At 46.7% G+C, this 24,180-nt stretch carries 15 protein-coding genes, 2 tRNA genes and 3 rRNA genes; 17 read left to right on the top strand and 3 right to left on the bottom strand.

Annotated elements, in window-relative coordinates:
* Nucleotides 1–3: 3 nt before the first annotated feature.
* The 4 genes from SO_RS13255 (at nucleotide 4) to SO_RS13240 (ending at nucleotide 5,222) form a co-directional block, all read left to right on the top strand.
* A complete protein-coding gene (locus tag SO_RS13255; protein WP_011072775.1) occupies nucleotides 4–1,740 on the top strand; it encodes a sodium:solute symporter family protein in 1,737 nt (578 codons plus the stop codon).
* A gap of 134 nt (nucleotides 1,741–1,874) precedes the next feature.
* Nucleotides 1,875–3,737 carry a DUF294 nucleotidyltransferase-like domain-containing protein gene (locus SO_RS13250; protein WP_011072774.1) on the top strand — a complete coding sequence of 621 codons (1,863 nt, stop codon included), beginning with the start codon at nucleotides 1,875–1,877 and terminating at the stop codon, nucleotides 3,735–3,737.
* The gene (locus SO_RS13245) at nucleotides 3,737–4,414 is read left to right on the top strand and encodes an exonuclease domain-containing protein (protein ID WP_011072773.1); all 678 of its coding nucleotides are present in this window, start codon (nucleotides 3,737–3,739) and stop codon (nucleotides 4,412–4,414) included. The genes SO_RS13250 and SO_RS13245 overlap by 1 nt, the downstream gene beginning before the upstream one ends.
* 208 nt (nucleotides 4,415–4,622) lie before the next feature.
* Nucleotides 4,623–5,222: a lecithin retinol acyltransferase family protein gene (locus SO_RS13240; protein WP_011072772.1), complete on the top strand. Its 600-nt coding sequence runs from the start codon at nucleotides 4,623–4,625 to the stop codon at nucleotides 5,220–5,222.
* Nucleotides 5,223–5,257: 35 nt separating this feature from the next.
* Here the strand turns inward: SO_RS13240 and SO_RS13235 are convergent, their stop codons facing one another.
* Together SO_RS13235 and SO_RS13230 are read right to left on the bottom strand one after the other, a co-directional pair.
* On the bottom strand, nucleotides 5,258–6,322 hold the full coding sequence (locus tag SO_RS13235) for a ketoacyl-ACP synthase III (RefSeq protein WP_011072771.1): 1,065 nt from the start codon (nucleotides 6,320–6,322) through the stop codon (nucleotides 5,258–5,260).
* Between the two features lie 92 nt (nucleotides 6,323–6,414).
* Nucleotides 6,415–7,086 carry a GntR family transcriptional regulator gene (locus SO_RS13230; protein WP_011072770.1) on the bottom strand — a complete coding sequence of 224 codons (672 nt, stop codon included), beginning with the start codon at nucleotides 7,084–7,086 and terminating at the stop codon, nucleotides 6,415–6,417.
* Nucleotides 7,087–7,619: 533 nt separating this feature from the next.
* Between SO_RS13230 and gmhB the strand changes: the two genes are divergently transcribed.
* The 9 genes from gmhB to SO_RS13185 all read left to right on the top strand — a co-directional run bounded on the left by gmhB (nucleotide 7,620) and on the right by SO_RS13185 (nucleotide 16,182).
* A complete protein-coding gene (gene gmhB, locus SO_RS13225; protein ID WP_011072769.1) occupies nucleotides 7,620–8,183 on the top strand; it encodes a D-glycero-beta-D-manno-heptose 1,7-bisphosphate 7-phosphatase in 564 nt (187 codons plus the stop codon).
* 498 nt (nucleotides 8,184–8,681) lie between these two features.
* Nucleotides 8,682–10,224 (top strand): 16S ribosomal RNA (locus SO_RS13220).
* Nucleotides 10,225–10,294: 70 nt separating this feature from the next.
* Nucleotides 10,295–10,371, top strand: a tRNA-Ile gene (locus SO_RS13215).
* A 138-nt stretch (nucleotides 10,372–10,509) separates the two neighbouring features.
* Nucleotides 10,510–10,585: transfer RNA gene (locus SO_RS13210), tRNA-Ala, on the top strand.
* Nucleotides 10,586–10,859: 274 nt separating this feature from the next.
* Nucleotides 10,860–13,752: ribosomal RNA gene (locus SO_RS13205) — 23S ribosomal RNA — on the top strand.
* Nucleotides 13,753–13,957: 205 nt separating this feature from the next.
* Nucleotides 13,958–14,073: ribosomal RNA gene (gene rrf, locus SO_RS13200) — 5S ribosomal RNA — on the top strand.
* Together the 16S, 23S and 5S rRNA genes with 2 tRNA genes alongside form the textbook arrangement of a ribosomal RNA operon.
* 529 nt (nucleotides 14,074–14,602) lie before the next feature.
* A complete protein-coding gene (locus SO_RS13195) occupies nucleotides 14,603–15,187 on the top strand; it encodes a GNAT family N-acetyltransferase (RefSeq protein ID WP_011072768.1) in 585 nt (194 codons plus the stop codon).
* A 98-nt stretch (nucleotides 15,188–15,285) separates the two neighbouring features.
* Nucleotides 15,286–15,747: a GNAT family N-acetyltransferase gene (locus tag SO_RS13190; protein ID WP_011072767.1), complete on the top strand. Its 462-nt coding sequence runs from the start codon at nucleotides 15,286–15,288 to the stop codon at nucleotides 15,745–15,747.
* 39 nt (nucleotides 15,748–15,786) lie between these two features.
* The gene (locus SO_RS13185; RefSeq protein ID WP_011072766.1) at nucleotides 15,787–16,182 is read left to right on the top strand and encodes a hypothetical protein; all 396 of its coding nucleotides are present in this window, start codon (nucleotides 15,787–15,789) and stop codon (nucleotides 16,180–16,182) included.
* Between the two features lie 50 nt (nucleotides 16,183–16,232).
* On the opposite strand, the gene SO_RS13180 is transcribed toward SO_RS13185, so the two are convergent.
* Complete coding sequence (locus SO_RS13180; RefSeq protein WP_011072765.1) at nucleotides 16,233–17,126, bottom strand: LysR family transcriptional regulator; 894 nt, start codon at nucleotides 17,124–17,126, stop codon at nucleotides 16,233–16,235.
* 166 nt (nucleotides 17,127–17,292) lie between these two features.
* On the opposite strand from SO_RS13180, the gene SO_RS13175 reads away from it, so the two are divergent.
* The 4 genes from SO_RS13175 to SO_RS13160 all read left to right on the top strand — a co-directional run bounded on the left by SO_RS13175 (nucleotide 17,293) and on the right by SO_RS13160 (nucleotide 24,170).
* Nucleotides 17,293–18,063 carry a TSUP family transporter gene (locus SO_RS13175; RefSeq protein WP_164925727.1) on the top strand — a complete coding sequence of 257 codons (771 nt, stop codon included), beginning with the start codon at nucleotides 17,293–17,295 and terminating at the stop codon, nucleotides 18,061–18,063.
* A gap of 293 nt (nucleotides 18,064–18,356) precedes the next feature.
* Nucleotides 18,357–19,556, top strand: coding sequence for an exonuclease SbcCD subunit D (locus SO_RS13170; RefSeq protein WP_011072763.1), 1,200 nt, complete (start codon nucleotides 18,357–18,359; stop codon nucleotides 19,554–19,556).
* On the top strand, nucleotides 19,553–22,609 hold the full coding sequence (locus SO_RS13165) for an SbcC/MukB-like Walker B domain-containing protein (protein WP_011072762.1): 3,057 nt from the start codon (nucleotides 19,553–19,555) through the stop codon (nucleotides 22,607–22,609). The genes SO_RS13170 and SO_RS13165 overlap by 4 nt, the downstream gene beginning before the upstream one ends.
* A 265-nt stretch (nucleotides 22,610–22,874) precedes the next feature.
* Nucleotides 22,875–24,170 (top strand): peptidoglycan DD-metalloendopeptidase family protein, encoded by a 1,296-nt coding sequence (locus SO_RS13160; RefSeq protein WP_011072761.1) that lies wholly within the window; start codon nucleotides 22,875–22,877, stop codon nucleotides 24,168–24,170.
* Nucleotides 24,171–24,180 lie beyond the last annotated feature (10 nt).

Here is a 24,180-nt window from a genome sequence, read left to right as displayed (position 1 = left end):
GAAATGGGTGTACAAGGATTAACTTATCTGATTGTGGGGCTGTCGTTTGCCCTCTACATTGGGATTGCGCTCTGGACTCGCGCAGGTTCAACTAAAGAGTTTTATGTGGCTGGTGGTGGTGTTCACCCAGTCGTTAACGGTATGGCGACTGCGGCAGACTGGATGTCAGCGGCATCTTTTATTTCGTTGGCGGGCATTGTCTCCTTCGTGGGGTATGACGGCAGTGTTTACCTGATGGGCTGGACAGGTGGCTATGTTTTGTTGGCCCTGTGTATGGCGCCATATTTACGTAAATTTGGTAAGTTTACCGTGCCAGACTTCTTGGGTGAGCGTTATTACTCTCAAGCGGCGCGAACGGTAGCTGTTATCTGTGCGATCTTCATCTGCTTTACCTATATCGCGGGGCAAATGCGTGGCGTGGGCGTGGTGTTTTCACGCTTCCTCGAAGTTGAGGTTGATACTGGCGTGTACATCGGTATGGCCGTGGTGTTCTTTTACTCGGTACTCGGTGGTATGAAGGGCATTACCTATACTCAGGTTGCCCAATACTGCGTGCTGATCTTCGCCTTTATGGTGCCTGCAATTTTCCTCTCTGTGATGATGACTGGCCATATCATTCCTCAAATCGGTTTCGGGGCTCAATTACTCGATGCTGCGGGGAATAACTCTGGCGTTTATCTGTTAGATAAACTGAATAACCTGTCTGTTGATTTAGGCTTTGCACCTTATACCGATGGCTCTAAGAGCATGATTGACGTGCTTTGTATTACCGGCGCTTTAATGGTTGGTACTGCGGGTTTACCTCACGTTATCGTGCGTTTCTTCACTGTACCTAAAGTGAAAGATGCTCGTGTATCAGCAGGTTGGGCACTGGTATTTATCGCCATCATGTATACAACTGTACCTGCATTGGCGGCATTCTCCCGTGTGAATATGATTGAAACCATTAACGGTCCAGATCAAAAAGGGGTTGCCTATGAAACGGCACCTAATTGGATCAAAAACTGGGAAAAAACCGGTCTGATCAAATGGGATGATAAAAATGGTGACGGCAAAATCTACTATGCCACAGGCAAAATAGAAGATGCTGCTAGCACAAACGAAATGAAGATTGACAACGATATTATCGTGTTAGCTACGCCAGAAATCGCAAATCTGCCAGCTTGGGTTATCGCTTTAGTGGCTGCAGGTGGCCTTGCGGCGGCATTATCGACTTCTGCGGGTCTGTTGTTGGTTATCTCAACATCTGTCTCCCATGACTTACTGAAAAAGAACTTGATGCCGAATATTTCTGACAAGAAAGAGCTGATGTATGCCAGACTTGCAGCGGGTATTGGTATCGTGATTGCGGGTTATTTTGGCGTTAACCCTCCAGGATTCGTCGCGGCGGTAGTGGCATTCGCTTTCGGTCTGGCGGCATCATCTCTGTTCCCTGCGATCATCATGGGTATCTTCTCTAAGACCATGAATAAAGAAGGGGCTATTGCCGGTATGATCCTTGGATTATTCTTCACCTCAGGTTATATCGTTTACTTCAAGTTTATCGATCCAACGGCAAACGTGCCTGCAAACTGGTTCCTCGGTATTTCGCCTGAAGGCATTGGTATGGTGGGGATGGTCATTAACTTTGTGGTTGCTGCAATTGTGAGTAAAGTGACTGCTGCAACACCTGTACACGTTCAAGAAATGGTTGAGTCCATCCGTTTCCCGAAAGGTGCTGGTGAGGCCAGCGACCACTAACAAAGACATGCGATTGAGATAAAAGGACGCGCGAGCGTCCTTTTTACTTTTTATGGCTGACTTTAGTCGAATATTGCCAATAAATCGCTCACGTTATAGTGAGTTAAAAATTCACCTAAAAATAAGGTGTTGTTATGAATGCCAGTGAATTACAGCCTGTTGTGCAGTTTTTAACATCCACAGCCCCCTTCGATACTTTTTCTGAAGAGTTTATTCGACGTTGTGCAAAGGCCGTTATTATCGGTTACTACAGTAAAGCCTCAGGTTTTGTGCAATTTGATGCCGAGGCTCCCAAATTGTATTTGGTGCGTAGCGGTGCCTTTGAAGTGCGGGATCCAGAGGGTGTGTTACTCGATAGGGTCGCAGAGGGGGAGTTTTTTGGTTTTTCGACTTTACTGTCAGGGGAAAAAGTCGTTAACCGAGTCGCTATTCTTGAAGATAGTTTGGTGTATCACTTTCCGCAGGCGCTATTTGACCAACTGCGAAGTGAAAGCCGGCATTTCGATAAATTTTTTACCCGAGCTTTTGCTAAGCGTTTACGTCATGAAGCACGTTTTAAGGCTAAAGATCTAGCTACAACGAGCCGCATCAGCACCTTGATGTCATCTTCGCCGATTACGATCGATGCCCATGCCACTGTCACGCAAGCCGCACTCTTGATGCGCAATTCGCGGGTATCTTCTTTATTAGTGACTGATAATCATAAACTTGTTGGCATATTAACCGACAAGGATTTACGCAATCGAGTGCTTGCCTCCGGACTAGATGGCCAAATCGCTGTGCATCAAGCGATGACCACATCGCCGATTTCAATCTCTTCTAATGCACTGATCTTTGAAGCCATGCTATTGATGAGTGAGCACAATATTCATCACCTGCCGATTATTGATGAGCAAAATACCGATGAAGTGAAAGCCATTGGTATGGTGACCAGTACCGATATTCTGCGTGGTCAAGGTTCACAGCCATTACTGCTTATTGGTGAAATCGAGCGCCAACGTGATCTCGCCAGCTTGATTAGTGTCAGTAAACAAATTCCAGTGCTACTACAAAATTTAATCAGTGCCGATGCGAGGGCGGAGGAAATTGGCCGAGTGTTGACCTCGGTGACCGATGCATTAACCCGCCGATTAATCGTACTTAATCAACAGATCCTAGGTGAGGCACCGATGGCCTTTTGTTGGTTAACTTTTGGCTCGCAAGGACGCCAAGATCAGGCCGCGTGTTCAGATCAAGATAATGGTTTGCTGGTGGCAGAAGAAATGGATGATTTTGCAAAGGGCTACTTTGATGCGTTAACCCATGCGGTTTGTGCTGGCCTTGACCAATGTGGCTATATGTTTTGTCCCGGCAATATCATGGCGCAGAATCCTAAGTGGCGAATGTCACTCAACCAATGGCAAAAAGTATTTGAAAAATGGGTCATCACTCCTGAGCCTAAAGCATTGATGCACGCCAGTATTTTCTTCGATATGCGCTCGGTTTATGGTCCGCAATCGTTGTTTGATGCATTGCAGGATAAAGTGCTAGCACAAACCAAAGACAATGATATTTTCCTAGCGGGAATGGCGGGTAACTCACTGATAGAATCACCTCCACTGGGTTTTTTTAGAAAATTTGTATTAGAACGCGATGGTAGCGAGGTTAAAGGCATTGATTTAAAACATAAAGGTAATGCTTTGATCAATGATATCGCCCGAGTGTACGCCTTGTCGGCAGGCATTAGGGAAGTGAATACGGCCAAACGCATTCGCGCGCTAATGGACGCCAATATTCTCAATCGTAAGGATGCACTTAATTTAGCCGATGCCCATGAATTTATTGCCCATATGCGGTTATCGAACCAAGGTTATCAGCATACACAGGGACTGAAGATCAGTAACTATTTATTGCCAGGCCATTTATCCTCTTTAGTGCGTCATCAACTTAGGGATGCCTTTAAGGTTGTCCATGATGCCCAATCGGGCATGAAAATGAAATTTATGCGGAGCTTTTAATGGGAGCTTGGTTGATTCACGCCAAGCTGCAATGGCGAACGCTGCGTTGTCAGCATCAATTATTTAAAGATTACTACCAGTCTTTAATTCCGCTCATTGAGCTGCCTATCAATCAGGCACCTTTGATAGCGATGGATTTGGAGATGACTGGGTTAGATCCTTTTAAGGATCAAATCTTAAGCATTGGCTTAGTCCCTATTGAAAATGGCGCTATTCCATTAAGTCATGCTCAGCAAAAGTTAGTGCAAATTCGGGGCAGTGTTGGTCAAAGTGCCATCATTCATGGGATCCTCGACAACCATTTAACTCAGGCTGTCAGTATTGAGGAGGCTATGGCATGGTTTATGGAGCAAACCCGTGGCCGTGTGTTGGTGGCACATCACTCCCCACTCGATTGTCGTTTTTTACAACAAGATATATTGACTATTTACCATCAAGCGGTTTTGCTCCCCGCCATAGATACCTTAGTGCTTGAGAAACAGCGGTTATTACGCGAGCATTCAGTTCTTAAAGAAGGGAGTTTACGGCTTGGGGCTTGTCGTGAGCGTTATGGCTTACCGATTTACGGTGCCCATAGTGCATTAACCGATGCATTAGCCTGCGCTGAGCTATTATTAGCGCAAGTTGCTGCCATGGGCGGTGGCGCAGATATTTCCGTCGGGGATTTACTTACCTAAGCACATTGAGTTACTTCACAACAAGTATTTTATCGAAGAGGGTGCTTTTCATATTTGATTAATGACCCATTGACTACACTCACTGCTAGCGAGGCATTTGCGGTTGCATAACCTTAACGGTTTACCGTAGCTTCGCATTTGATTAGCTAATTTTTGCCAGAGTGTGTTACCAGCGTAGTTTTGAGCGTTAAGTAAATAGGAGAAGATCATGCCATTACCGTTACTGTGGATTGGCGGCGCAGCGATGGGCGCATTGATGTTGGCCGACGAGCGTGAAAAGCGGCAACAGCTTGAACGCAACCGACTATTAGGCAGAGTTCCTCGCCAAGTAAACGCAAATCAAGCTATGGTTGCCGCGCCGAGTCAATGGCAAAAGGGCTTTAAGCAAGTCACGCCACAACCAGGGAGCATAGTCTGTTGCTATGTGTTTGGGGTGATTGAGCATACAGGAATTTGGTTAGCCGATGATTGCTTAGTTGAGTTGCATGGCTCTGGGCTTGTTCGAGCAGTATCGGTAAAGCGATTCTTAGCGGGCCGTACAGGCAGCCAAATTTTTATTGCCTGTAATCATCTACATCAACCCCTTATCGCAAATACGATTGTTAATCGGGCAGAGCGGGCGATTTATCAGTACCGTGAATATGACCTGTTTGATAATAATTGCCACCGGTTTGTGTGGTCATGTCTTTGCGGTGAAGAGCGAGCGATTAAAAGCTTTAATGAGTTAAATCAAAAACTCGCAGCTTATTTTAAGCAGGGGATTTACTGGGATGAAATGTGTCTCGCGCCAGAGCTTACAGATAAATAAAAGGCCATCCGAGGATGGCCTTCATATGCATAAAGTTACTTACAGAAATAATCCACGGCGCGTTTGACTAACTCAATGCCGGATTGATCGCAAGGCGGTAATTGGGCGTCACTGATTTGCACTGGCGTGACACGCTCACCCCATTGCAATAGCAATGCAGCAGAGGTTAATCCCGCACCAAAGGCGCAAGAAAGAATGGTTTGGTTAGGTTTAATTAACCCTTTTTCGAGTGCATCACAAATCGCGATTGGAATAGTTGCCGCCGATGTATTGCCATAGTTAGCAATATTCACAAAGGCTTTTTCTTTAGGGATCTTCATGCGGCTGACGAGGGTATCAATGATGCGTTCATTCGCTTGGTGTGGGATCACTAAATCGACTTCATCTTTGTCCACACCACATTTTTCGAGCACTTGCGTGCTTAATTTATTCATACCATTAATGGCACGTTTAAAGATTTCTTGGCCATCAAATTGAATATAAAAGTCTAATGAGTCGGCGGAGAATCGATCCATTGCGGTGCCAAACCCCGCTTTTAGGATATCGCGGCCATCGGGATCGTTATTCAGTTCATAGCCTAATACGCCACCTGGGATATCGGTGGCTTCAACCACAACTGCACCAGCACCGTCACCAAACAACACGGCAGTTTCACGGCGTGACCAATCTAGATAAAATGATAAGCGTTCGGCACCCACCACTAATACTTTCTTGCATTGACCACTTTTGATCTGTGAGCTGGCCAGCCCTAAACCATAGAGAAAGCCACTACATGCGGCGTTGATATCAAAGGCTGCGCAGTTTGCGCCAATATTGGCTTGAACGGTCGAGGCGATATTGGGAATTAAGGTGTCAGGGCTGGCACTTGCTAAAATGATCATATCAATTTCGCTACCTTCAATCCCTGCTGCTGCTAGAGCTCGTTTGGCGGCAACTGAGGCTAATTCCGAGGTGTTCACATGGCTGATATGACGTTGACTGATCCCTGTGCGTGATTTAATCCATTCATCGGATGTTTCAATAAAAGTAGCAAGGTCATCGTTAGTCAAAGTGGCGGGTGGAACACATTTTCCCCAGCCAGTGATTGTGGCGTACTGCATGGTGTTTTCTCTCAAATAAAAAAGGCAGAACCTTAAGTGCTGCCTCAAATCGACAACAAAGCTTATCGGTATAACGAATGACAGTCCGTGATCTATACCACCTGTTTGGCGACAAGATCCCGAATTGTCGTTGCGGCATGCAAAATATGATGTCGCAGCAACGCCGTGGCTTTCTCAGTTTCTCTTTGCTTACAATAGTTGAGCAGCTCACGGTGCTCGTGTTCTGCTGCGGGTATCCCTCCTGCGAGCAGCAATTGCAAACGAATATATCTATCGCAGTTGGTATTGAGGCCATGAACAACCTCGAGCGTATGTGGGCGATTAGCTGCTTGGTACAAACAGGTATGAAACTGTGTATTTAGCTCGCTCCAACTGGCAACGGCATCTTCGTGTTTAAAGGCTGATTCCAATTGTTCCAATACGCGTTCAGCTTTTATTAAATCTTCTGCTTGAAGTTGTGGTATGGCTTTAGCGAGCAGATCGGTTTCGATCATTGCACGTAATTCAAACAGCTCGGTGACTTGTGCAACGGATAATTCAGTTGCCGTAGCCCCTTTGTGAGGTTCGAATTTTACCAGCCCTTCAGCTTCAAGTTGCAGCAAGGCCTCCCTTACTGGAATACGGCTAACATGCAAGGCTTCGGCTAAAGCAGTTTGTCTGAGTGGTTCTCCTGCGGCTATCTCACCCGAAAGAATTTTCTCTCTGAGCACTTCTACAACTAATTGGGTGCGGGTTTTATGGACTATAGGCGTAGTTCGACTCATTATGACCGTCTGTTTATAGGTGTATTATTGTTATCCGTGCAAGATTACCGTTAAAAACTGCACAAATAAAGGGAAAGCTCGATTGAACAGCGCATCGATTAGGTTGGAAAAACCGTTATCGGTAGATTCATTCATCTTAAAGTACGCGTTAATAGGTTGTTTATTCGAACCATTACATCCAATGAATAACGAGGGCTGTTTACGTTTCAGAGGATTATTGCAGCAATTTGGCTGGTGTTGATACAAGGCTAAAGTTAGTGCGGTGTAGTGATTCTACATAAAAGGACGATAACGTCTACTCATAAGAGCCGCTCGTCATTTGAGCCAATAACCATACGTCATTCCTTGTGTCGCGAGCACGAGCTTGCCAGTGTGAACATCATTTAATCTCGAAACGTCAACACGCCCTAGAATATGAATTCAGCTCAAATTGCTAAGTGGTATCGCCAACTTCGCGGTGCAATTTCTCGTAATGGATGGAATAATAGTGAAATTACGCATTAAGCGCTGTTTTTCGTGAGTGGAGTAGTACTGTGGGTACAGTCAATCGAGCCGTTTTTTTAGACCGTGATGGTGTGATCAACAAAGATCATGGTTATGTACATCAAGTGGATGACTTTGAATATATCGAAGGTGTATTTGAGGCATGCCTTGCATTGAAGCAACAGGGATATAAGTTGGTGGTGGTTACCAATCAATCGGGTATTGCCCGCGGTATGTATACTGAAGATCAATTCCACAGCCTTACCGAATGGATGGATTGGAACTTTGCCGATAAAGGTGTCGACCTCGATGGCATCTATTATTGTCCACACCATAATGAAAAAGGAATTGGTGAATATAAAGTTGATTGCGACTGCCGCAAGCCAAAACCTGGCATGCTAATCGATGCGGCAAAATTCTTGAAAATTGATTTATCCCAATCAGTAATGGTAGGAGATAAGACTGATGATATGCTCGCGGCAAAAGCGGCAGGTGTGCCAACGCGAATTCTGGTCCGCACGGGCAAAGCTATCGCGGATGAAAGCGACGCATCCGTTGTTTTAGACAGCATCGCCGACGTGCCTGCGTTTTTAAAGAACCATAAGGCCAGTTAATTCGTCTAATTGGATGAAGAATTGCCAAAGGTTGTGTGCGCGAACTTAATCCTGATTAATACCTTTGTACCAGCCTCTGGCTCTTGATATAGTCAAACAGGTGAAAAATACAGCGAAACAACACTAAAAAGGTGGGTTTGGTTTAAAAAATGCGCATCCGATCCACTTTGGGGCATTATTTTACGAAAAGGGCTTGCAGTAAAATCTGACATCCCTATAATGCGCATCCACTGACCCAGCGGGGTCAACGGGTAAAGCTAAATAGCTGATAACCACGCTCTTTAACAATTTATCAAGCAAATCTGTGTGGACACTCACAGGTGTTGAGTTAATCGAAATTACTCTGCCGTTTGGCGAGTAATCAAAGAATTAAATCAATGTTTTCAATCTGCTAAGCAGATGAGTGTTCATAGCAATATGTACAGTTTGTTTTGACTTTTAAGTTGAAACAAAAAAATCAGAATTCATTGAACCGTTTCTTCGGAAACACCAAAACTTTAATTGAAGAGTTTGATCATGGCTCAGATTGAACGCTGGCGGCAGGCCTAACACATGCAAGTCGAGCGGCAGCACAAGTGAGTTTACTCATGAGGTGGCGAGCGGCGGACGGGTGAGTAATGCCTAGGGATCTGCCCAGTCGAGGGGGATAACAGTTGGAAACGACTGCTAATACCGCATACGCCCTACGGGGGAAAGAGGGGGACTTTCGGGCCTCTCGCGATTGGATGAACCTAGGTGGGATTAGCTAGTTGGTGAGGTAATGGCTCACCAAGGCGACGATCCCTAGCTGTTCTGAGAGGATGATCAGCCACACTGGGACTGAGACACGGCCCAGACTCCTACGGGAGGCAGCAGTGGGGAATATTGCACAATGGGGGAAACCCTGATGCAGCCATGCCGCGTGTGTGAAGAAGGCCTTCGGGTTGTAAAGCACTTTCAGTAGGGAGGAAAGGGTAAGTCCTAATACGGCTTATCTGTGACGTTACCTACAGAAGAAGGACCGGCTAACTCCGTGCCAGCAGCCGCGGTAATACGGAGGGTCCGAGCGTTAATCGGAATTACTGGGCGTAAAGCGTGCGCAGGCGGTTTGTTAAGCGAGATGTGAAAGCCCTGGGCTCAACCTAGGAATCGCATTTCGAACTGACCAACTAGAGTCTTGTAGAGGGGGGTAGAATTCCAGGTGTAGCGGTGAAATGCGTAGAGATCTGGAGGAATACCGGTGGCGAAGGCGGCCCCCTGGACAAAGACTGACGCTCATGCACGAAAGCGTGGGGAGCAAACAGGATTAGATACCCTGGTAGTCCACGCCGTAAACGATGTCTACTCGGAGTTTGGTGTCTTGAACACTGGGCTCTCAAGCTAACGCATTAAGTAGACCGCCTGGGGAGTACGGCCGCAAGGTTAAAACTCAAATGAATTGACGGGGGCCCGCACAAGCGGTGGAGCATGTGGTTTAATTCGATGCAACGCGAAGAACCTTACCTACTCTTGACATCCACGGAAGACTGCAGAGATGCGGTTGTGCCTTCGGGAACCGTGAGACAGGTGCTGCATGGCTGTCGTCAGCTCGTGTTGTGAAATGTTGGGTTAAGTCCCGCAACGAGCGCAACCCCTATCCTTATTTGCCAGCACGTAATGGTGGGAACTCTAGGGAGACTGCCGGTGATAAACCGGAGGAAGGTGGGGACGACGTCAAGTCATCATGGCCCTTACGAGTAGGGCTACACACGTGCTACAATGGCGAGTACAGAGGGTTGCAAAGCCGCGAGGTGGAGCTAATCTCACAAAGCTCGTCGTAGTCCGGATTGGAGTCTGCAACTCGACTCCATGAAGTCGGAATCGCTAGTAATCGTGGATCAGAATGCCACGGTGAATACGTTCCCGGGCCTTGTACACACCGCCCGTCACACCATGGGAGTGGGCTGCAAAAGAAGTGGGTAGCTTAACCTTCGGGGGGGCGCTCACCACTTTGTGGTTCATGACTGGGGTGAAGTCGTAACAAGGTAGCCCTAGGGGAACCTGGGGCTGGATCACCTCCTTACCTATACGACTAACTTGATGTTTGTTGAGTGTTCACACAGATTTGCTTGATAGAAGATAGAGTAAAAGATGGGTCTGTAGCTCAGCTGGTTAGAGCGCACCCCTGATAAGGGTGAGGTCGGTGGTTCAAGTCCACTCTGACCCACCAAATCTTCGTTCTCCTTTGTTAAATTAACACTCGTTTAGTGAACTAAACGTCGCGTTAATTTGCCGCGGATAACTCGATTTGGCAAACCAATCCTTTAAGAGGTTTGGAACATCTTATTTACTCGCACTGCATGTAAATGGGGCTATAGCTCAGCTGGGAGAGCGCCTGCCTTGCACGCAGGAGGTCTGCGGTTCGATCCCGCATAGCTCCACCATTTACTGCATTATGGTTAGAGATGCCAAAGATAAACTTAAACATTATCTTTGGCTTTTTTAAGCCCGTTCTTTAACAATTTGGAAAGCTGATAGTAATTAACACAATGATGTCTGTCGTTGTGTTAATACGAAAAAAATTGAGTTCTTAACACACTTTTTAAGTGTCTTGAATATTCAAGTCTAAGGCGAGTCCATCTTCTTGGTCGAAGATGAGACAAGTAAAACCAGCTGGTCGCAACAGCGCAAGTGATGTGAAACTCATTTGGGTTGTATGGTTAAGCGACTAAGCGTATACGGTGGATGCCTTGGCAGTCAGAGGCGATGAAGGACGTAGTAACTTGCGAAAAGCGTTGGCGAGCTAGTAACAAGCATTTGAGCTAACGATGTCCGAATGGGGGAACCCGGCCGCATAAGCGGTCATCATGTGGTGAATACATAGCGACATGAGGCAAACGAGGGGAACTGAAACATCTAAGTACCCTTAGGAAAAGAAATCAACCGAGATTCCCCTAGTAGCGGCGAGCGAACGGGGATTAGCCCTTAAGTCAGAGGGGTGTTAGTGGAATGGTCTGGAAAGTCCAGCGGCACAGGGTGATAGCCCCGTACACGAAAACTAACCTTTGATGAAAACGAGTAAGGCGGGACACGTGATATCCTGTTTGAATATGGGGGGACCATCCTCCAAGGCTAAATACTCCTGACTGACCGATAGTGAACCAGTACCGTGAGGGAAAGGCGAAAAGAACCCCTGTGAGGGGAGTGAAATAGAACCTGAAACCGTATACGTACAAGCAGTGGGAGCGGTACTTGAGACCGTGACTGCGTACCTTTTGTATAATGGGTCAGCGACTTACGTTTTGTAGCGAGGTTAAGCGAATAGCGGAGCCGTAGGGAAACCGAGTGTTAACTGCGCGTTTAGTTGCAAGGCGTAGACCCGAAACCCGGTGATCTAGCCATGGGCAGGTTGAAGGTTGAGTAACATCAACTGGAGGACCGAACCGACTAATGTTGAAAAATTAGCGGATGACTTGTGGCTGGGGGTGAAAGGCCAATCAAACCGGGAGATATCTGGTTCTCCTCGAAAGCTATTTAGGTAGCGCCTCGAGCGAATACCATTGGGGGTAGAGCACTGTTAAGGCTAGGGGGTCATCCCGACTTACCAACCCTTTGCAAACTCCGAATACCAATGAGTACTACTCGGGAGACAGACGGCGGGTGCTAACGTCCGTCGTCAAAAGGGAAACAACCCAGACCGTCAGCTAAGGTCCCAAAGTGTATGTTAAGTGGGAAACGATGTGGGAAGGCTTAGACAGCTAGGATGTTGGCTTAGAAGCAGCCATCATTTAAAGAAAGCGTAATAGCTCACTAGTCGAGTCGGCCTGCGCGGAAGATGTAACGGGGCTAAACATACCACCGAAGCTACGGGTGCAATCCATTAGGGTTGCGCGGTAGAGGAGCGTTCTGTAAGCCGTAGAAGGTGAAGGGGTAACCCACACTGGAGGTATCAGAAGTGCGAATGCTGACATGAGTAACGATAAAGGGGGTGAAAAACCCCCTCGCCGAAAGACCAAGGGTTCCTGTCCAACGTTAATCGGGGCAGGGTGAGTCGACCCCTAAGGTGAGGCCGAAAGGCGTAATCGATGGGAAACAGATTAATATTTCTGTACTTTTGCTAACTGCGATGGAGAGACGGAGAAGGCTAGGCTAGCGCGGCGTTGGTAGTCCGCGTTTAAGGTGGTAGGTGGGTGACTTAGGCAAATCCGGGTCACTATACACTGAGAGCTGATGACGAGTCCCCAAGGGGATGAAGTAGTTGATGCCATGCTTCCAGGAAAATCTTCTAAGCTTCAGGTTAGTAGGAATCGTACCCCAAACCGACACAGGTGGTCGGGTAGAGAATACCAAGGCGCTTGAGAGAACTCGGCTGAAGGAACTAGGCAAAATGGTACCGTAACTTCGGGAGAAGGTACGCTCCTGTTGGTGATGAGACTTGCTCTCTAAGCTGACGGGAGTCGCAGATACCAGGTGGCTGCAACTGTTTATCAAAAACACAGCACTGTGCAAACTCGCAAGAGGAAGTATACGGTGTGACGCCTGCCCGGTGCCGGAAGGTTAATTGATTGGGTTATCGCAAGAGAAGCTCATGATCGAAGCCCCGGTAAACGGCGGCCGTAACTATAACGGTCCTAAGGTAGCGAAATTCCTTGTCGGGTAAGTTCCGACCTGCACGAATGGCGTAATGATGGCCACGCTGTCTCCAGCCGAGACTCAGTGAAGTTGAAATTGCGGTGAAGATGCCGTATACCCGCGGCTAGACGGAAAGACCCCGTGAACCTTTACTATAGCTTGGCACTGAACATTGACCCTACATGTGTAGGATAGGTGGGAGACTTTGAAGTTGGAACGCTAGTTCTGATGGAGTCGTCCTTGAAATACCACCCTTGTAGTGTTGATGTTCTAACTTGGCCCCATTATCTGGGGTAAGGACAGTGCCTGGTGGGTAGTTTGACTGGGGCGGTCTCCTCCCAAAGAGTAACGGAGGAGCACGAAGGTTGGCTAAGTACGGTCGGACATCGTACGGTTAGTGCAATGGCATAAGCCAGCTTAACTGCGAGACAGACACGTCGAGCAGGTACGAAAGTAGGTCATAGTGATCCGGTGGTTCTGAATGGAAGGGCCATCGCTCAACGGATAAAAGGTACTCCGGGGATAACAGGCTGATACCGCCCAAGAGTTCATATCGACGGCGGTGTTTGGCACCTCGATGTCGGCTCATCACATCCTGGGGCTGAAGTCGGTCCCAAGGGTATGGCTGTTCGCCATTTAAAGTGGTACGCGAGCTGGGTTCAGAACGTCGTGAGACAGTTCGGTCCCTATCTGCCGTGGGCGTTGGATGATTGAGGGGAGTTGCTCCTAGTACGAGAGGACCGGAGTGAACGAACCGCTGGTGTTCGGGTTGTCATGCCAATGGCATTGCCCGGTAGCTATGTTCGGAATCGATAACCGCTGAAAGCATCTAAGCGGGAAGCGAGCCCCAAGATGAGTCATCCCTTGGACTTTAAGTCCACTAAAGAGCCGTTCGAGACTAGGACGTTGATAGGTCAGGTGTGTAAGCGTTGTGAGGCGTTGAGCTAACTGATACTAATGACTCGAGAGGCTTAACCATACAACCCAGATGGGTTTTACTGAAAATGTTCCAGACATTTTCCAGTACTTCCTCCTTCCCTGGAGGTCGTACAGTACTTAGACGAATACAAACACTTAAGAAGTGATACTCAATACAGCTTTCTAAATTATTAAATAAGACAAGAGTAGGTTCTAGGACCTAGCAGCACACAGTGCGCTCTCGAGTCTTGTTTAAACCGAATTTGCTTGGTGACAATAGCATTGTGGTCCCACCTGATCCCATCCCGAACTCAGAAGTGAAACGCAATCGCGCCGATGGTAGTGTGGGGTCTCCCCATGTGAGAGTAGGTCATCGCCAAGCGCCTAATTTGATTTCACTTTTAAACGTGAAGACAAACAGTCTCGTAAGAGAGCATAAAGCCAGCTGAATAAGCTGGCTTTTTTGCTTTTGTTATTTCAATTTTTACATTTAAGACTCTTCAACAACACCTTTCCAATCGCCCTAACGCCAAGATGTTGTGGGGTATTCTAGCCCTGTGTCAGTAATGCCAAATCATTTGCTCAAACGATCTGAATAATAGTCATAAGGCCTGTCCAAACACGGATGTACAGAGGCTTCATATCAAACAACTGATGAGAATAACTCAACGGCAGATTTTAATCGTATAGCAATGTACTTGAGGCACAGTCATTATTTAGTCACGAGTCGTTAACTCATTCATGAGCCAGTCATTTTCATCGGTGAAGCTTAAGATAAGCTTAGCTTTATCCTGAACATCAATTTATATAATCACATTGAAAATATGGGTTTTTTTATTTTCTATAAATGTTAGGCTAGTAAAAAATGTGCGCAAGGACACACTTTTTAGAGAGTTAATGGAGATGAGATAATGGGCAATGATGATCTTTCAGCGTGTTTAAATGGTGAATATATCGTTCTAGAGCCTTTGTCGTTATCCCATGTCGCGGCGCTTACCGATGGTGAATTGTGGCGTTTGTGGTTTACCAGTGTGCCTGAGCCGAGTGAGATGAAAGCTTATGTAATGAAAGCCTTAGCGGGCAAATCCCGTGGTGAATGTTTTCCCTTTGCGGTGCGGGACAAAGTTTCTGGTGAGATTGTAGGTTGTACGCGGATTTGCCATTGGGAGAGTGAACATCGCCATTTAGAGATTGGTTACACTTGGTATGCTAAGCGCGCCCAGCGCACAGGTATTAATACCGACGCAAAACTGTTACTGCTCACCTTTGCCTTCGAAACCCTTGAGGCGATCGCGGTGGAGTTTAGAACTCATTGGCACAATCAAGCTTCGCGTCAAGCTATTGCTCGTTTAGGGGCGAAGCAAGATAGGGTTTTACGGAATAATAAAATTCTTAAGGATGGCACCATTCGGGACACAGTAGTCTATTCCATTATTGATTCTGAGTGGGTGACCGTGAAACAGCATTTGCTATTTCGCTTGCAACAGTACCCGTGAGTATATGAGGTCATAGATGTGTAAAGCATATGTGCAATATGAGCAAATGTGGCTTGATAAAACGTCAATACGGATATGGACTGAAGGTTGATTAGGTGATGGCAAATTTAATTCTCCAAGCAAATGAATCCCACTGTCATGATATTGCCCCTCTGTTTAATGAGTATCGGCAGTTTTACGGTTGTAAGGATGATTTAGAGGCGGGCGAGCAATTCATTAGAGCTCGTATGCATGATGGCTCATCGGTGATTTTTTTTGCGCGCTCACCCCAAGGGTTAGGATTGGGTTTTGTGCAGTTATATCCCAGTTTTTCATCACTTCGTTTAGCGCCGATTTTGATTCTTAATGATGTATTTGTCACGCAGCATGCGCGATGTGTCGGGCTTGGTAGGGCACTGGTACAACGGGCTGCAGATTATGCGCGCAGCCAAGAAGCGAGTTATTTAGTGCTTGAAACCCAAAAAGAAAATTTACGAGCTCAGGGCTTTTATGAAGCGTTAGGGTTTATGCGTGAACAACAATTTTTAACCTACGAGCTCGAGCTAACTCCTCAGGCTTAAGTCGCTTACTCTTAATTACCAATAAAAAGGACAATATCAATGTTAAAAGGTTTTGCTATTGCAGGTCTTATGTTGACTGTGAGCCACAGTGTGTTTGCGGATGAAGCCCAAAAAGCTTTGGCTAAAGAAGCCATTGAATGTGCAGCCTATTATCAAATTAGCTCTGAAGCGATTGGCGCCTTGAATGCACCGCAAATGCAAGCGGTAGGTGAACGCTTAAAAGCGTCTAAAGTTGAAGCCGAAACTCTGGCGAAAAAATACCAGTCAGAAGCTGAAGTTACCCAAGCCGTTGCCGATGCAAAAGCTCGCCAAATACAAAGCCTGGGTGGCTCTAGTAATCTCGGGGTATTGATGGGGAAATATAAAGAGGAGTGTAAAAACTTACTGGCTGATCCACAAAAGCGACTCGATTATTGGACAATGGCAACCATGTAACGTGGTTACTATGACTGACCTAAAAACCACCTTCGGGTGGTTTTTAGTTTTTAGCATGCATTGCGATAAGGAGCGAAGAGGTCGAGCATCCACTCGATAAATGCTTGCACTTTTAACGGCAAGCTTGGGGATTTAGGCGTGAGTAGGTAATAAACATATGGGCTGGTAAACGTTGAATGAAAGGGGATGACTAAACTGCCGTTAGCTAATTGTTCTTCAATAAAAAAGCGTGGGATCAGCGCCGCGCCCATGCCACTTGCAGCCGCCTGACTTAACATATAAAAATGCTCAACGCCGAATGTTTGCTCTTGTGTGAGCACTAACCCTACCTTTTCAGCCCAATAATCCCAAAGTTCTGGTCGAGTGGTGTGTTTGAGTAAGGTGACATGATTAATATCCTCAATACATTGCAGTTTTGGGGCTAATGACGGCGCGCAAACTAAGCACAGATCTTCATCCATGAGTTTGATGTAATTGACTCCCTTAGGAAGCTTGGTACTACTGCGGATCGCGATGTCGTAGCGCCCTTGGCTGAAGTCAACGGCAAAGTCACCTATCGAGAGATCCACATATAGATGTGGATAACGCGACTTAAATTGCTCCATACGAGGGATTAACCAGTTAATGGTTAAACTTGGTAATACATTGATGGCTAAGGTTTGTGGCCGGGAACCTTGGCTACGCAAATCGGCGGTTGCGCTCGACAGGGTTTGCAGAGCCGCTTGTACATGGGGAAAGTAACGCTTGGCTTCGTCAGTGAGTTCGACTTTTTTATGGAGCCTAACAAAGAGGGCGAAACCTAAAAAATCTTCTAATACCCTGATTTGTTTACTGATGGCGCCATGGGTGACGTGCAGTTCTTTACTCGCCAGCGTTATACTCTGTAAGCGGGCGGCTGACTCGAATGCCCGTAATGCATTGAGCGGTGGCAAGCTAGTAAACATATTCATATCCAAATCAAGGTGTTTTATTCATATCCAAATCAAGGTGTTTAATAAACGGTTTAGTGTGAGCTTTGCTCACGCTAGCGCGACAATAACTCCTTTGCATTTAAAAGGCAAACGCAGTCTAATGCGAAGCCTTAGCTCCTATAACTCAATTATAAAAATCATGGAATTTGAATTAACTCTACAAGTGGCAGCATTACTGTTTGGCGTGGCGATGGTGGCGGGCTTTATTGACTCCATTGCCGGTGGCGGGGGATTGCTGACCATTCCTGCATTAATGTGGGCAGGGCTGCCGCCAGCGGTCGCCCTTGGTACCAATAAGTTACAGGCCTGTGGCGGCAGCTTTTTTGCCAGTTTGTACTTTGTGCGTAAGGGATTGGTTGATCTTAAAACTGTCAAACTTGCGCTGTTTTGTGCCTTTATCGGCGCGGCATTAGGTACGGTGTTGGTGCAGTTAGTGGATACCAAAATCCTCGAATTAGTATTGCCGTTTTTAATCCTTGCCATTGGTTGTTACTTTTTGTTTTCGAAAAAAGTTTCTGAGGAGGATAGACATCAAGTCTTAACCCCTACCGTCTTTGCTTTTACTGCCGCTTTAGGAGTGGGCTTGTATGATGGCTTTTTTGGTCCGGGGACAGGCAGCTTTTTTGCGCTGGCGTTTGTTACCCTTGCGGGCTTTGGCCTCGCCAAGGCAACGGCTCACGCAAAGGTATTGAATTTTTCAACCAATATTGCCTCGCTGATTTTTTTCGCCCTTGGCGGAAAAGTCATTTGGTTACTCGGCTTAGTGATGTTAGCGGGCCAAGCCATTGGGGCAACCTTGGGATCACGTTTAGTGGTCACTAAGGGCACAAAGATCATTAAACCTCTAGTGGTGACGATGTCGCTGGCCATGAGTTTGAAATTGCTCGCCAGCCAATATCAACTGTTTTGATGATGATTTTTGGTACGGATCAACTTTCTTCAAGCTGAGCACTGACCTAATTTGCGCTAATGGTGAGCTGTTAGCGCAGTCTTCGACCTCTTTGCTGTAAATCTCTTCACTCCCATCGTATTGACTATACTCAGCGGCATTTTTTAGGATAACCTAGCATTTTTTAAAGTGTTTTTAGGGTTTATTGGCGAGCCATTGGGCGACGTTATCCGACAAGCAGCTTCGACAAACAACTTAACGATAAGCATCTCGTGCCATAGAGTTGGCTTAGCATCCATTAAGGTTTAGCAATAATGCGATTTATTCACACCTCAGACTGGCATATTGGCCGTCAGTTACATAATCAATCATTACTGGATGATCAGGCCTATGTACTTGATCAAATTGTTGCATTGGCGCAGCAGCACAGTGTTGATGCGGTGATTATTGCGGGGGACATTTACGATAGATCGATTCCACCCGGCAGTGCCGTCGCTTTGCTTAATGATGTGCTTAATCGCCTTGTTAACCAATTGGGTATACAAGTGCTGATGATTGCTGGTAATCACGATGGCCATGAGCGTTTGGGATTTGCCGCGAAACAAATGGCTGCTAGCGGTTTACATATTATTGGGCCGCTACAAGCCGAATTAGTGCCTATTCGTTTAACCAGTCCCAGTGGCGATGCTTACTTTTATCCGCTTCCTTATGCCGAACCTACCACCGTGCGTCAAGTGTTTGAAACCGATGCCAAGGGCCTTAGCGTATCGAGTCATGAAGAGGCGATGGCGTTATTACTAGAACAGGTCCGCTCCCATGATAGCCAAGGTTTACCTAAAGTAGTGGTGAGTCATTGCTTTTTGGATGGTGGCAGCGAGTCTGAATCCGAACGGCCATTAAGTATCGGCGGTGCGGATAAAATTACCCCACGGCTGTTTAGTGAGTTTGACTATGTCGCTCTTGGGCATTTGCATGGTCCGCAATATAAAGGCTGCGAACAGGTGCGGTACTCAGGCTCAATCCTAAAATATTCCTTTAGTGAGCAACATCAGCATAAGTCTGTCACCTTAGTCGATATCGCTGCGCAATTTCCCGCTCAAATCCAACTCTTACCCTTAACCGCACTGCGCGATCTGCGGATGATTGAAGGGGAATTGGCAAACTTGCTAGAAGAAGGGAGAACCGATGCCAAGCGTGAGGATTATCTGATGGTGAGACTCCTCGATAAACACGCCATTTTAGATGCCATGGGCAAACTGCGCAGTGTTTATCCCAATGTACTGCATTTAGAACGCACCGGATTGATGGCGGGCGATCAAGCGGTTGTGCTCAATCGAGATCATATTAAAAAAGGTGAAATGGCCATGTTCCGTGACTTTTTTGCCCAAGTCTCGGGGGATGAATTAACGCCGGCGCAGCAGGCGGTGATGGAGGATATCCTAACCCAACTTCATCGAGACGGGCTCGAACGCAGCGAAACACATCGTGACGTAAAAGAGGAGCAGGCAGAATGAAGCCACTACAACTTTCCATGTCGGCTTTTGGCCCGTTTGCTTCGACTCAGACAATTGATTTTACTGAACTTGGTGATAATCCGTTATTTTTGATCAACGGGCCAACTGGCGCGGGTAAAACGACTCTGCTCGATGGTATCAGCTTTGCGTTGTATGGAAAAACCACCGGCAATGAACGTGAAGGCAGCCAAATGCGTTGCGATATGGCCGATGACAATCTGCTTACTGAGGTGACCTTTAGTTTTAAATTGGGTAACACCGCGTATCGTATTCGCCGAGTGCCCGAGCAGGACAGACTCAAAAAGAATGGCGAGGGTTCGACAGTCCAAAAGAGCGAGGCGCAGCTGTTTAAGATCGCTCCCGATGGTACTGAAACCCTATTAGTCGCTAGTAAAGTATCAGAGGCAACGGCTGAAATTGAAGCGTTAACGGGCTTAGACGTAGAACAATTTCGTCAGGTTATGGTGCTGCCGCAGGGGAAGTTTCGTGAATTACTCATGGCTGACTCCAAGGCGCGTGAGCAAATTTTTAGTCAATTATTTCAAACCCATATCTATAAACGTATTGAAGATATCTTAAAGGCGAAGGCGGCCGACATCCGCGCCTTGGTAAAAGAGCAGCGTGCGCGTCGCGATGGCATTTTACAAACCGCTGAGCTAGCGAGTGACGACGAACTTGCCGCCGAGTTTAGTCGAATAGAACCCGAATTGGCGGCTGCTATAGTCGCGAAAGAACGTAGCACGGCGGCGCATCTACAGGCGTTAAAACAGCATGACAGTGCGCAGCAACGTTTTGCTGAATTTACCCGTTTAAGTGAATTGGAATCCCAAGCCACTTTGCTTCATGAACAGCAAGCTGATATTGCAGCGCAAACGGCTCGCCTGAATGTGGCAAAGCAAGCGCAGCGTCTAAAGCCCTTATTGGATAATGCGTTATCGAGGGAGCAGGAAGCGACGATTGCTAATGATCAGCGCAGCCGCGCCCAAATGGTACTCGATGCGGCAAAGCTTGCGCTTGCCAAAGCTGAAACCGAAGCGCAAGAGCTTAACGGCCTAGAACCGCGCTTACGAACTCAGGAGCAACTGGCTAACAGCTTAACGTCACTAGCACCGCAATTGGCTGAGTTTGCCGATGTAGAGCAAGCATTGGCTAAGGCAAACATCTTATTGCAACAAACCAAAGTGCAGGGGCAAGAGACTAAGACGGCGCTTGCAAGCTTAGTTGAGCAGCGCAGCACCTATGAAAATCAATTGCCAGCATTACAACAGCAAAGTGAGCGTCAACTCGCGACTGCACAAGCCTTGCAGCAACAGCGCCACTTACTTGAGTTGTTCAAACAATGGCAACAAATCTGCGTCAAAGTCGCCCAAACTGAAGAGGCGCTTGTACTGGCAGGATTACAAGGAAAGACGCTGAACGCGCAGCATCAGGCAGCGCTAAGTGACTATAAGTCTTTACAGCTCAGTTGGTTTCAAGGCCAAGCGGCCATTTTAGCGAGGGAGCTCAAACTCGAAGAACCCTGCCCAGTTTGCGGCAGTATCGAGCATCCTCATCCTGCAACCAGTCATGATAATTTACCAACGGACGCACAGCTACAAGCTGCGCAGAATGCCGAGGTCAATGCACTCGAACAACTCAGCAAAGCGAGGGCGGAGTATCGGGGGTTACAAAAACAGTTAGAAGCACAGCAATTGCAGGCAAATGAACTGGCCTCCTCGCTGGGAGATGCGGTTGAGCTACCACTCGAATCGCATATCCAACAGCTCGAGGAATTAACACGCCACGCAAAACAAGCGGAAGTGGCCACCCAAGCATTGCAGCAGTTACAGCAGCAAATCAAAGCGTTGCAGCAGCAAGAGTTAGGATTGACGCAACAATTAGAGCTTGAGCGTGAGCGGTATCATCAACAAGAAGGCGAAGTGGCGCGTTTATCTGGCCAATTAGCGGAAAAGGCGCTTCGGATCCCTGACGAATACCGCTCGCTTACTGCGTTAAATCAAGCGATTAATGATAATCAGCAGCAGCTTGAGAAGACTCGTGGGCTAATTCATGCCCTTAGAACCGCACAGCAGCAGGCATCCGAGCATTGTGTGGCAGCGCAAACGGCGCTAGAGGCTGCGATACAACGCTGTCATAGCGCAGATGAGCTGCAGGCTCTGGCTTTGGGCGACCTTAACTCACAACTGCATTTAGCGGGTTTTACTGATAGGGACGCATTAGGGGCTGCATTGTTAGCCGATGAGCAAATGCAAGCGCTGGGCGAGCGTATTGAAACCTATCAGCGTCAGTGCGCCCTAAATCAGTCACAGCTTGCTCAGCTAAAAACTCAGCTTAGTGATGTCAGCGTGCCCGATCTCGATGCCCTAGAAGCTATGCTCGCAGAAAAGCGTCAACAACTTAACATCGCGGAAGTGGCATGGAGCCAACTCAATACTCGGTTCTCTTTGCTTAAACAAACTCAAACACAGCTCAGTATCGTCGATCAAAAAGCGAAAGCCCTTGAGGATGAATACGCCATTATTGGCACCTTGGCCGATGTGGCCAATGGGAATACCGGCAACAAGATTTCCCTGCAACGTTTTGTATTAAGTGTCTTACTCGATGATGTATTACTCGCCGCGACGCAGAGATTACACCTGATGAGTAAAGGTCGATATCGATTACTACGCAAAGAAGACAGAGCAAAGGGAAATAAGGCATCAGGGCTTGAACTTGAAGTCGAAGACGCTTACACCGCAAAAGTGCGCCCTGTGGCGACCTTAAGTGGAGGGGAGAGTTTTATGGCAGCCTTATCCATGGCACTGGGTTTATCAGACGTGGTGCAAGCTTACGCGGGGGGCATAAAACTCGATACGTTATTTATCGACGAAGGTTTTGGCAGCCTAGATCAGGACTCCCTCGAGCTGGCAATTCGCACCTTAATGGATTTGCAATCCGCAGGAAGGATGATCGGCGTGATATCTCATGTTTCTGAGATGAAAGAGCAGATAAATACCCGAATTGATCTCTTGAAAACTTCCCATGGGAGTGAAATCAAAGTGATTTTGCCTTAGAAGCATTTATGTGTAGAGTGCGTTTTTTAACTTGTTGTTTTATAAAAATTTTACTTATATTGCTGTAATATTTTACAACTGGATATAGAACGCACAATCAGTTTAAAGTGATAGATGACGCATGTTTTTGCTAAATAGTACTGCAAAAGTGTAAAATAGCGTTTGTCATAATCGGTTTTTTGGGATAAGTTGGGAAAATTCGGGCTTCCCATGTAGGGACTGGTTCAAAAATATAACGCAAAAACGATAACAAAAGGTGAAGGCGTTGCAGACAGGCAAACCCAATTTGGCTAATTTTCCGCAAATCCGTTTGCAGAATTTATCTTCGGCCCATAAAAATATTCTCCTTGTTGGTGGCTTATTAATCGGTGCGGCTATGTTAATGCCGAATACCAATCATGTAGTGCCGACAGCCCAACGCATACCCGTTGCACTCGATATTGAAACCATATTACCTCAGGTTTCTGAAACTGTAGAAACGGCTCCTATTGTTGATAATACCCCTGACTATGAGCGTGTTATCGCATCAGGCGATACCTTAAGCGCTTTGTTTTCTAAGGCGGGTGTCGATCAGCAAACCATGTATAAAGTGTTAGAGGCCGATTTAAACATTCTGGCTCTCGATACTTTATTACCTGGAAACCGTATTCAATTTTGGCTTGATAATGTTGGTCAGCTGCAAAAGTTAGAGCTCTATTTTAACGCCGCACGTCAAGTCGTATTTACCCGTTATGACGATGGTAGCTTTAACGTTGAAGAAATTAACGTTGAGGGCGTTTGGCAAAATCGTATCCTTACGGGTGATATTAAAGGTTCGTTTTACGTCTCGGCTCAAAAGATGGGCCTAGCCGCAGCCGATATTCAGCGGATTGAAGATTTACTCAAAGAAAAAGTGAACTTTGCTCGTGATCTACATGCAGGTGATACATTTTCTGTTTTGGTAAATGATCAATATGTTGAGGGTGAAGCGACAGGTAGTAGCCAAATATTGGGTGTTAGCATTAAAACGGGACGTTCTGAAATTAGCGCCTTTCAACATACCGATGGCAGCTATTACGATGCTAAAGGACGTAGTTTAGTGCGAGCTTTCCAACGTATTCCGTTGGCTAAACAGCCTCGTATGAGTTCTCGCTTCAATCCAGCCCGTAAACATCCTATTACTGGCCGTATTTCTCCCCATAATGGTACTGACTTTTCGGTTCCAATTGGAACTAAAGTTGTTGCTCCTGGTGATGGTGTAGTGAGCTTAGTCACAGATCACCAATTTGCGGGTAAATATATTGTGGTTGAACATGGTGGTAAATATCGCACCCGTTATTTACATCTTTCAAAGGCGTTAGTGCGTAAAGGCCAAAGAGTGACTCGTGGACAAGTGATTGCTTTATCAGGTAATACTGGCCGCTCTACTGGACCGCATTTGCATTATGAATTCCATGTAAACGGTAAGCCCGTAGACCCAATGAGAGCAGATATTCCAATGGCAAACCAGTTAGCAAATCAAGAGTTACGTAGCTTTACTAATATGGTTAAGAGTCGTCAAGCGCTAATGAATTTAGGTTAATTCATTGCCG

It is taken from the genome of Shewanella oneidensis MR-1, assembly GCF_000146165.2.
Taxonomy (GTDB): domain Bacteria; phylum Pseudomonadota; class Gammaproteobacteria; order Enterobacterales; family Shewanellaceae; genus Shewanella; species Shewanella oneidensis.
Note: the sequence above shows the minus strand (reverse complement) of the source record. Positions and strands in the feature narration are given on the sequence as shown.

Excerpts from the sequence above, each read along its gene's own strand:
- SO_RS13255 (WP_011072775.1), top strand. The coding sequence starts at position 4 with ATGGGTGTACAAGGATTAACTTATCTGATTGTGGGGCTGTCGTTTGCC.
- SO_RS13250 (WP_011072774.1), top strand. The coding sequence starts at position 1,875 with ATGAATGCCAGTGAATTACAGCCTGTTGTGCAGTTTTTAACATCCACA.
- SO_RS13245 (WP_011072773.1), top strand. The coding sequence starts at position 3,737 with ATGGGAGCTTGGTTGATTCACGCCAAGCTGCAATGGCGAACGCTGCGT.
- SO_RS13240 (WP_011072772.1), top strand. The coding sequence starts at position 4,623 with ATGCCATTACCGTTACTGTGGATTGGCGGCGCAGCGATGGGCGCATTG.
- SO_RS13235 (WP_011072771.1), bottom strand. The coding sequence starts at position 6,322 with ATGCAGTACGCCACAATCACTGGCTGGGGAAAATGTGTTCCACCCGCC.
- SO_RS13230 (WP_011072770.1), bottom strand. The coding sequence starts at position 7,086 with ATGAGTCGAACTACGCCTATAGTCCATAAAACCCGCACCCAATTAGTT.
- SO_RS13195 (WP_011072768.1), top strand. The coding sequence starts at position 14,603 with ATGGGCAATGATGATCTTTCAGCGTGTTTAAATGGTGAATATATCGTT.
- SO_RS13190 (WP_011072767.1), top strand. The coding sequence starts at position 15,286 with ATGGCAAATTTAATTCTCCAAGCAAATGAATCCCACTGTCATGATATT.
- SO_RS13185 (WP_011072766.1), top strand. The coding sequence starts at position 15,787 with ATGTTAAAAGGTTTTGCTATTGCAGGTCTTATGTTGACTGTGAGCCAC.
- SO_RS13180 (WP_011072765.1), bottom strand. The coding sequence starts at position 17,126 with ATGTTTACTAGCTTGCCACCGCTCAATGCATTACGGGCATTCGAGTCA.
- SO_RS13175 (WP_164925727.1), top strand. The coding sequence starts at position 17,293 with ATGGAATTTGAATTAACTCTACAAGTGGCAGCATTACTGTTTGGCGTG.
- SO_RS13170 (WP_011072763.1), top strand. The coding sequence starts at position 18,357 with ATGCGATTTATTCACACCTCAGACTGGCATATTGGCCGTCAGTTACAT.
- SO_RS13165 (WP_011072762.1), top strand. The coding sequence starts at position 19,553 with ATGAAGCCACTACAACTTTCCATGTCGGCTTTTGGCCCGTTTGCTTCG.